Source organism: Sphingobium wenxiniae, assembly GCF_007830065.1.
Classification (GTDB): Bacteria; Pseudomonadota; Alphaproteobacteria; order Sphingomonadales; family Sphingomonadaceae; genus Sphingobium; species Sphingobium wenxiniae.
This window is the reverse complement of sequence record NZ_VLKK01000045.1, coordinates 1-6726: the sequence shown is the minus strand read 5'-3', so window position 1 is coordinate 6726 and position 6726 is coordinate 1. Positions and strand designations below refer to the sequence as shown.

11 protein-coding genes are annotated in these 6726 nt (G+C 58.9%); 9 read left to right on the top strand and 2 right to left on the bottom strand.

Translation table 11 applies throughout. The annotated features are described in order from the left end of the window. Window positions 1-153 precede the first annotated feature (153 nt). Both IQ35_RS20310 and IQ35_RS20305 read left to right on the top strand, forming a co-directional pair. A complete protein-coding gene (locus IQ35_RS20310; RefSeq protein WP_145076101.1) occupies window positions 154-645 on the top strand; it encodes a hypothetical protein in 492 nt (163 codons plus the stop codon). Then, complete coding sequence (locus tag IQ35_RS20305) at window positions 638-1999, top strand: phage terminase large subunit (protein ID WP_145076098.1); 1362 nt, start codon at window positions 638-640, stop codon at window positions 1997-1999. Before IQ35_RS20310 ends, IQ35_RS20305 begins: the two co-directional genes overlap by 8 nt. Here IQ35_RS20305 and IQ35_RS20300 read toward each other — a convergent pair. Then, window positions 1996-2205, bottom strand: a complete 210-nt coding sequence (locus IQ35_RS20300) for a hypothetical protein (protein WP_145076095.1) — start codon at window positions 2203-2205, stop codon at window positions 1996-1998. The two genes, IQ35_RS20305 and IQ35_RS20300, sit on opposite strands and share 4 nt — an antisense overlap. 338 nt (window positions 2206-2543) lie before the next feature. Here IQ35_RS20300 and IQ35_RS20295 point away from each other — a divergent pair, with 338 nt between their 5' ends. From IQ35_RS20295 to IQ35_RS20280, 4 genes are all read left to right on the top strand, one after another. After that, on the top strand, window positions 2544-2822 hold the full coding sequence (locus IQ35_RS20295; protein ID WP_145076092.1) for a hypothetical protein: 279 nt from the start codon (window positions 2544-2546) through the stop codon (window positions 2820-2822). Then, window positions 2819-3061, top strand: a complete 243-nt coding sequence (locus IQ35_RS20290; RefSeq protein WP_145076089.1) for a hypothetical protein — start codon at window positions 2819-2821, stop codon at window positions 3059-3061. The genes IQ35_RS20295 and IQ35_RS20290 overlap by 4 nt, the downstream gene beginning before the upstream one ends. 192 nt (window positions 3062-3253) lie before the next feature. Then, window positions 3254-3979 (top strand): hypothetical protein, encoded by a 726-nt coding sequence (locus IQ35_RS20285; RefSeq protein WP_145076086.1) that lies wholly within the window; start codon window positions 3254-3256, stop codon window positions 3977-3979. After that, the gene (locus tag IQ35_RS20280) at window positions 3966-4427 is read left to right on the top strand and encodes a hypothetical protein (protein ID WP_145076083.1); all 462 of its coding nucleotides are present in this window, start codon (window positions 3966-3968) and stop codon (window positions 4425-4427) included. The genes IQ35_RS20285 and IQ35_RS20280 overlap by 14 nt, the downstream gene beginning before the upstream one ends. 48 nt (window positions 4428-4475) lie before the next feature. Here the strand turns inward: IQ35_RS20280 and IQ35_RS20275 are convergent, their stop codons facing one another. After that, complete coding sequence (locus IQ35_RS20275; protein ID WP_145076080.1) at window positions 4476-5237, bottom strand: hypothetical protein; 762 nt, start codon at window positions 5235-5237, stop codon at window positions 4476-4478. Between the two features lie 93 nt (window positions 5238-5330). On the opposite strand from IQ35_RS20275, the gene IQ35_RS20270 reads away from it, so the two are divergent. The 3 genes from IQ35_RS20270 (at window position 5331) to IQ35_RS20260 (ending at window position 6666) form a co-directional block, all read left to right on the top strand. Then, window positions 5331-5537: a helix-turn-helix domain-containing protein gene (locus IQ35_RS20270; RefSeq protein ID WP_145076077.1), complete on the top strand. Its 207-nt coding sequence runs from the start codon at window positions 5331-5333 to the stop codon at window positions 5535-5537. Between the two features lie 28 nt (window positions 5538-5565). Beyond that, window positions 5566-5811 carry a hypothetical protein gene (locus tag IQ35_RS20265; RefSeq protein WP_145076074.1) on the top strand — a complete coding sequence of 82 codons (246 nt, stop codon included), beginning with the start codon at window positions 5566-5568 and terminating at the stop codon, window positions 5809-5811. Between the two features lie 72 nt (window positions 5812-5883). Continuing rightward, window positions 5884-6666, top strand: a complete 783-nt coding sequence (locus tag IQ35_RS20260) for an RNA-directed DNA polymerase (protein ID WP_145076071.1) — start codon at window positions 5884-5886, stop codon at window positions 6664-6666. The last annotated feature ends 60 nt before the right edge of the window (window positions 6667-6726 follow it).

The following is a 6726-nucleotide window of genomic DNA, read 5'->3' as shown; positions in this document are numbered from 1 at the left end:
CTCCGACCAATCAGCCAGAGGGAAGTCAAAACATGGGTCACTTCTCAGTGGAAACTTATGCCCCTCCCGGGTCAACTCTCAGTGGAAATCAACAAGCCCCACTGATATTTAGTCAGTCGGTATTGGCGGCCGAACGCTAAGGAAACCAAGGCATTGAGCGCCGCCGCAAACGACAAACACCGGATCGAGCACCGAGGAACAGGCGTGAGCCTGGACAAAATTCCTGCCGGAAAAGTGCCGGGCTGGGGCCGAGGCAACAAGTTCGCGTTGACCGACGAGGAGCGGGCAAAGGTCATCAGGGCCATCCGCCGTGGTGCCTCCGGCATATCCATCGCCCGCGCCCTCCGGGTCAATTACCGCACATGGATGCGTGTGAAGGCGGAGGATGACGAAATTGCCTCCGCCCTATCCGAAGTCCTCGCGATGGAGGAGATCGAGCTTCGGAATGTGCTGATCGAAAAGGCCAAGGATGGCGACCTCACCGCCCTCATGTTCGCGCTGAAGACCCGCCATGGCTACCGCGACCACGGTGCCGTGCACGGTGCCGATGATAACCGGGTGGCCATCCAGATCAATCTTCCGGGGCCAACTGCCTCGCTGGAGGAATATCAGCGCATGATCGCGGTGGACGTGCCCGATGCGTGAGGTCGAAATCATCGAACCCACGCCATTCCAGGCAAAGGTCATGGCCGTCCCCGAGATGGTTGACCTTTTCCTGGGCGGTGGGCGCGGCGGCGGCAAGTCGCACAACATCAGCCTGCTCATCCTGCGGCACCTGGAACTGTATCGGGAGAAGGCGCGCGTCCTGTTCGTCCGCAAGTCGTACAAGGGCTTGGCAGACTTCGAATTGGTCCTGCGCGGCATCTTCTCGCAGGCATATGGCACCCGCGCGTCGTACAATAGTCAGGAGCATGTCTGGCGTCTGCCATATGGTTATGTCGAGCTTGCCCAGATTGACGGGCCGAAGGATTATGACAAGGTGCAAGGTCGATCATTCACGTTAATTGTCGTGGATGAATTGACGCAATGGGCAGACCCGTTCGTCATCGACATGTTGCGCAGCAACCTGCGCGGCCCTCAGGGTATTCCGCTCCGAACGATCTATGCGGCCAACCCTGGCAATGTCGGTCATCAGTGGGTGGCCTCGCGCTATGTGCTGCCGTCGAAGCAGTGGGCGCCGTTCCAGTTGGAGCAGGGCGGCTGGTGCGTCCAGGCAAATTCCACCTTCCGTGATAATCCACATCTCGACCATGAGGATTATATGCGCCAGCTTCGCGCCGCCTGCGCAGGGGACGAGGACCTCCTGCGCGCCTGGACGGATGGCGATTGGTCGGTTGCCCGCGGCGCGTTTTTCGCTGGATGCTTGGACCCTGTCCGTTGCAAAACGCAGCCTTGGCCGGAAATCCCGAAAAGCTGGGAAACTTGGCTCAGCCATGACTTCGGTACATCGTCCCCATCGGCAACGTACCTCATGGCCCGTTCCCCTGGCGCGAATGGGCCAGACGGCGAGTGGTATCCGCGCGGCTCCGTCATCGTGGTTGATGAACTGGCCACCAATCGGCCGAACAAGCTGACGGAGGGATTGGGCTGGACGGTGCCCCGCTTGGCGGAGGCCATCATAAAGATGTGCGAACGGTGGGGTGTCGAGCCGGAGGGCTGCGCCGATGATGCCTGTTTTGCGAAGGCGAGGGGCTACACGGCCGCGACCATCGCCGATGAGTTTAGCCAGGCGGGCGTCTGGTTCGAACCCGCAGGAAAGGGCTCGCGGCGGACGGGCTGGGAGCGGATGCGCACCATGCTCAGTCGGACGGGTACGCCGGACGCGCCCGGCCTCTACATTTCCACACTCTGCACGTACGCGTGGGCCACGCTGCCGGTCCTTGCCCGCGACCAGCGGGACATCGAGGATTTGGACAGCGATGGACCGGATCACGCCGCCGACGCTATTCGGTACGGCGTAATCTATGACCGACCGCGCTGGACGCAACGCGGCTTTTAATCCTCGGCATATCCCCAGCCGTCCGGGCCCGCCCGGATGCGCTTGCGGACGGTCTCTACCGCGACGCCATGGGCCTCGGCGGCCGCTCGGATACTGTGAAATGGTTCCCCTCCGGCAATCACCCGATGCGCGCCTCCTTTCGTCAACTTGAGCGGGGCAAGGTCGCCCCAACTGCCATTCGGCCCGCCGCGCAAGGCGCGACTCATATAGCACCGGCTCCGTGCGTATCCCCGCCCTGTTGCTTCCAACATCTCCTCTATCCGCTCGCGCGTGGGTTTTTCGCCCCTGGCTAGGAGATGGCGCGCGTAGCTACGAATGAGTTCTTCCTTTCTTGGGAAAGTTCCTGCGACGCCGTTCTTGCGCCAGTCCGCATAAGAGGCCCGCTTCGCCTCCTCGCTGATCTCATCCCAAGTTCGATCTTTCATGGTAGACAGTTGTGACCATTACGTCTCGCCGATGTCCAGAGGTTTGTGGAATCCGTCAAAAATGTGTCTATGAGGATGCCCGTCTCAAGAGGACACAACCTTGGAACGGAGCACTAAAGATGCAGAATGTTGAGCACGATGCCTATAGGGCTGTCGCTAATGCGTGGATCGCTGTTCAGAGCGGCTTTGAGATCAGGACGACCCATAAGCGTGACGAAGGTCCCTGGGGCGAAGTCGATGTCGAGAATGACCAGATCCATGTGATGGGCGTAGCGACGCGGGCCTATAATGCGCTGCGCGAATTGCAGGACACCCTCTTTGATCGGGATGTTGCGGAACTGGTACTGGCTGCCTGCGGTAGCGGCCCCTTCACTTATCTGAAGGTGATCGAGGCATGAGGAAGAAGATCAGGGCTCACCCCGCGGCCGTCACCGTCACTCATGACGATCTGGAACAGATGAAGCGGTCATCGCTCGGATTGACGCCGATCGGTGTCAAGCGGGCCGCTAAGGCCCGTGCATCTGCCCGTGAACTTTTCCTTGAGTGCGGCTCCGCAGAAATCGCGCTTGCCGCCTTGGTGTCAGGATTGCCCAAGTCGATGGTCGATAGGTTCTGTCGCAGCCATCTGGGAAGGTAAAAACCGTTAGGCCGCCGTCGGCCGGTCGACGGCGGTGATGGTTCGATCAACGCGCAGTTCGATCTAATTCATCGGAGTGAGGTGAACCAAATGGGTTTGCCGATCCGCGATGGCGGGACCAAAACACCAGGATGACCCTGGCCAACCCAGTCCGTTTGCCGTCGCGAGATGCAACTGCAGGAAGGACATGGAATGGCGAAGAAGTTACGCCTAGGGACGTCGTGGCTCACAGTCGGCGACGTCCGCTCTTTGCGGGACCGCGCGCAGGTCAACCGCGACCAGCTCAACAAGCTAATCGACGCGACGCAGGCGAAGGTCGAAATCCGGCACGAGACGCTCAGGAGCAATCTCAAGGATGTGCCCTCCCCGTCGCGCGATGTCGCGATTGCTCAGGGACTCGCCGCCTTCCGCGGTGACATCAAGGAACAGACCGCCGATGCCCGCACGGCGCATGTCCGTTCGGCTGCCGAGATGCGCGCTACGGCCATCGCCGCCAAGCCGCACTATCGGTCGCCCGCCCAGATGCTTGCGCGGTACACCTTGGGCAGCGAGAAGCGCGGCCGGATCATGCAGCAGATCGAGAACTCTGGCCCCGCGGAACTGCTTTCCCTTGCGGAACTGGCGGCGGCGACCGGCGACAAGGATCTCGGCGCTGCGCTTGCTTCACGCGTCTTCTCCCTGGCTCCGGAAAAGCGGCCGTTCGACGTCAACGAATTGGCCAATGCAATCGTCGGAGAAGAATGGCGTGAAATCAGTAAGGCGCTGAATGAGGTGGAAACCATGGCGGTGGATATTGCGCGCCGCGATCGCGACTTCGAGACGGGCCGCGCGGACGGCACGAACATGATCGAGCAGGCCCTTCGCCAGCAGCAGGCTGAAGCCCTCTATGCGGAGGATGGTGACGATGACGAAGTATAAGGAAAGGACCATCAACCGCCTGCGCGCCCTCGACATCATCGAGCGTGGCCAGACGATCCCGATCACGTACAAGGGCCGTGACGACCTGTTCCGGAAGGCGATGGCGGGCGAGCAGATGTTGACGCCACTGACCCTCTACATTTATATGACCGGCAGGGACCAGGAAACGTTCGGCAGAGTTGAACTGGGCGAGTGCACGGCGGCGCTCAGGAGGCATGGATACAAGCCAGATCGGGCGGTCACCGAATTTGGCCGCGGGGCAAAGCGGGTCTGGATCAGGACCGAGGTATGGCCGGAGGACGAATATTGGGATGAGCAGGTCAAGATCGCCCGGCGTAACGCCCAGGCCCTGATCGGCCTGCTCGACCTTGCCGAGGAAATTGAATCCTGCGACGCCGATGATGACCGTTCAGTCGTCCGCAATGAGGCCGCTCGCGCTGTCGATTGATCTTGGCGGGGAGCAGCCGCACGGCTGCTCCCCGTTTCATTTTGGCGGCTAGCTGTCGCCCAGGAACTGCCCGAACACATCATAGAATCCGTCGCCTTCTTGGAACAACGGGACCTCGCCACTGGCGATGACGCCGGAAGGCGCGATCCAGGTGGCGAAGATTTTACCATTCCGGCGCTCGTATCGTATCACCTGACGCGGAGCGTCCATCCCAGTGACAGGTTCGACTACGCCGACCGGGCCCTCGTTTTCATGTCTGTCTTCCATCATGGCTGCGTTCATACCATATGAATGCGGCGTCGCGAGCGCGCCAAGCGTACCGAATAGGGCCATGGCCACATCTTGCATGGTTTCCAACCGCTGGAATTTCGCGATGGCAATTTGCCGGTAAGCAGCGCGTTCCTTCTTTTCCTGGTTCATGTTTGGCTTGCTATGACGCGCCACTTTCAATCCGAGATCGGGCAGCGGCTCGCCCGGGCCCCCACCAAGCCAATAGAACGGTCCTAGCGCTAGGCTGGCTGGGTCCGCAACAAACCAGACGACGCATCCGCTTGGCTTGGCCGCAAGTGCTTGCGCGACATCAACGTGACGGCGCTTGCCGCCCAGTCGCATAGCCTTGAACTGGATATGGCGCAGAATGCCGTTGACCTCGATGGCCACATCATATCCGTTCGCGTCAAATTCGGCCCGCAGAATTTCCAGGGGCACCCCATGGTCGAGCAGGAGTACCTTGGAAAGCTCGGTGAGAAAGGCGTGCTCCAGCACCTTTTCCCGCAACGTCGAATGCTCAGAGGCCCATAAATCGAACATGGCGCGACACTGCCGCGCCAGAATTATGTGTCAATCGAAAACAGGGACTATAGTCCCTAGAGGTTTTTCGCCGACGCGGCTCCAACCTGCTCGATGGATTGGAATAAGATCGTCGGCGCAAACTTGCGGAGGCTTCGGGTCGAGCGGAAGCTGACCCAAGAGCTAGTGGCGCATGATGCCGAGATCGACGTCACCTATCTGCGCGGCATTGAAGCTGGGAGGCGCAACCCATCCGTGAGTGTACTGGGCCGGTTGGCATTGTCGCTTGACGTGCGTCTGCAAGAACTATTTGAGCAATAGGAATATCTTGCAGCGGAGAGGCGGGGCGATGGATGATGAAGGTTTTCGGCACTATCTGGAAAATGACTATTCAGGATCGTTGGGTGCTAGGGCGGTCGGTGATGTCATCTCCCGTTGCCGACGCATCGAAGCCGTTCTGAAAGTGAACCTTGCCCACGTGACAGATATCGAGGAGATCGTCCCTCGCCTCGGTGAGATCGTAGATGATCCAAATTCCTCGAAGGCTTTGCGTAATGCCCTTTATCGTTATCGGGATTACGCCTGCACCAAGTAGCTAGCTGCGAAATTCAACCCCTTGAATGAACGTTTTATTTCGGCGACAGTCTAGCAAGGGGGATAGTCATCGGTGTTGGAAAGCATATTTTCGGCGCGTCGCTTGTCGCGTTTGGTTCGATCCGGCGACAGTCGGCGATTCGGCATAGAGCTGGACAGGGATGGCGAAACGATCATTGCGCAGATCGCCGCGAATGCTGCTCTAAAAATTGTACCATTGGGCAGCTTTGTCCTTGCCAAGGTAAAGCGGAAGCAGTGCGTAGCATACAATGAATACCCCGAAAATATTGTCATTCGCGCAGTCGCAAATTACGTCGCGCGTCGATTTCGTGTCGCTACTAATAGTCGCGACAGGATCGTGCGCGGCGTGCTGGAGGCCATGTTCGACCAAACCCCCATTCATGTAATACGACGAGATCTTTCTTCATTCTACGAAACGATCCCACTGGAACCCGTGCGTAGCCGTCTGCTTTATGACACGGCAGTTCCACGATCTGTCAGACATTATCTGCATCAATTTTATGAACATCATTGTGGCATGCGCGACTCTGGTCTGCCGCGAGGAATCGGCCTGACAACGATTCTCGTCGAGCTATCGATGCAGCAGTTTGACGATGCCATTCGTTCTATTCCCGGGGTCTACCGCTACTTTCGCTATTCCGATGACATACTGATCTTCGCCTACAAAAATCCAGATGAAGTCGCCAAGCAAATCGATGATGCGCTTCGTAAATTACCGGGCATGTCGTTCAACAAGAGTAAGTCAGAAGTTCGGCATTTCGCCGGTGAGCCGATAGACCCGCCACCGTCGGTGCCAACGACTGCTAGCCCGCCTTATTCACCAAAAGTGTCCTGAAGGGTTGGCGGGAGTGGCGTAAGCCTCTGATCTGAATTAGGAACTGGGTGTCTAAGCCGA

Coding starts and splice junctions, on each gene's coding strand:
- IQ35_RS20305 (WP_145076098.1), top strand. CDS start 638: ATGCGTGAGGTCGAAATCATCGAACCCACGCCATTCCAGGCAAAGGTC.
- IQ35_RS20300 (WP_145076095.1), bottom strand. CDS start 2,205: ATGAGTCGCGCCTTGCGCGGCGGGCCGAATGGCAGTTGGGGCGACCTT.
- IQ35_RS20295 (WP_145076092.1), top strand. CDS start 2,544: ATGCAGAATGTTGAGCACGATGCCTATAGGGCTGTCGCTAATGCGTGG.
- IQ35_RS20290 (WP_145076089.1), top strand. CDS start 2,819: ATGAGGAAGAAGATCAGGGCTCACCCCGCGGCCGTCACCGTCACTCAT.
- IQ35_RS20285 (WP_145076086.1), top strand. CDS start 3,254: ATGGCGAAGAAGTTACGCCTAGGGACGTCGTGGCTCACAGTCGGCGAC.
- IQ35_RS20280 (WP_145076083.1), top strand. CDS start 3,966: ATGACGAAGTATAAGGAAAGGACCATCAACCGCCTGCGCGCCCTCGAC.
- IQ35_RS20275 (WP_145076080.1), bottom strand. CDS start 5,237: ATGTTCGATTTATGGGCCTCTGAGCATTCGACGTTGCGGGAAAAGGTG.
- IQ35_RS20270 (WP_145076077.1), top strand. CDS start 5,331: ATGGATTGGAATAAGATCGTCGGCGCAAACTTGCGGAGGCTTCGGGTC.
- IQ35_RS20265 (WP_145076074.1), top strand. CDS start 5,566: ATGGATGATGAAGGTTTTCGGCACTATCTGGAAAATGACTATTCAGGA.